This is a genomic window from Capnocytophaga canis, from assembly GCF_000827555.1.
Classification (GTDB): domain Bacteria; phylum Bacteroidota; class Bacteroidia; order Flavobacteriales; family Flavobacteriaceae; genus Capnocytophaga; species Capnocytophaga canis.
The window spans coordinates 1-1,104 of sequence record NZ_CDOI01000197.1; the positions used below are offsets into that span (position 1 = coordinate 1).

1 protein-coding gene is annotated in these 1,104 nt (G+C 42.1%); it reads right to left on the reverse strand.

Annotated elements, in window-relative coordinates; genetic code table 11:
• Positions 1-1,104 (reverse strand): Ig-like domain-containing protein (locus CCAND38_RS10715; protein WP_042345359.1); only part of this gene is annotated, 1,104 nt, incomplete at both ends.

The window sequence follows — 1,104 nt, forward strand, 5'->3', positions numbered from 1 at the left end:
GTAGCAATGGAGGTGTTTCCACTTGTCCACGTTACGGTTTTGTTAGTGGCGTTTGTAGGTAACACATTAGCCGTTAGCTGTTGTTCCCCACCCACAGTTACAGTAGCGGTTCCGGGTTGTATGTTTATGCTTGTTACCTGAATTATAGGAGTCGTTACGCTTACTTTACAAGTAGCAGTTTTCCCACCATCTTCGGTAGTAGCTGTGATATATACTGTTCCCGAAGCTACTCCCGTTACTTTTCCGTGATTATCCACTTTGGCTATTCCTGCGTTGGCAGTTGTCCAAGTTACTTTTTTATTGGTTGCATTCGTAGGGGATACCGTTGCAGTCAATTGGAGTTCGTCTCCTACTGGCAAGGTAATAGTTTCGGGTTGTATGCTTACATTTGTTACATCTATTACGGATTCTACAGTTACTTTACAAGAAGCTTTTTTTCCTCCATCTTCGGTAGTAGCTGTGATGTATACTGTTCCTGAAGCAACGCCCGTTACTTTTCCACTGGCAGTCACCGTAGCAATGGAAGGGTCAGCACTCGTCCAAGTTACTTTTTTGTTGGTTGCATTTGTAGGGGATACCGTAGCAGATAATTGACGTTGGTTTCCTATGGCTAAGACAATGCTTTCTGGTTGTATGCTTACGTTTGTTACAGCTACTATGTTTTTTTCTACAGTTACTCTGCACGATGCTTTTTTTCCGCCATCTTCTGTTGTAGCTGTAATGCTAACTACTCCTGCTGTAATTGCCGTTACTTTTCCATTTGCATCTACCGTAGCAATGGTTTTATCAGTAGTTGCCCAAGTTATTTTTTTGTTGGTTGCATTGGTAGGTGATACGGTAGCAACCAAAGTTTTGGTGTCACCCTCTAATAAGGTGATAGTTTCATTGTCTAAACTTACGTAGGCTACTGTAATCACTTTTTTGGATACGGTTACCTTACAAGTGGCTGTTTTCTTGCTATCTTCGGTAGTAGCTGTAATGTATACCGTTCCTGAAGCTACACCTGTTACTTTCCCCAAATCGTCCACGGTAGCAATAGCGGTATTAGCACTTGTCCAAGTTACTTTTTTATTGGTAGCATTGGCAGGTAAAACGGTAGCCGTT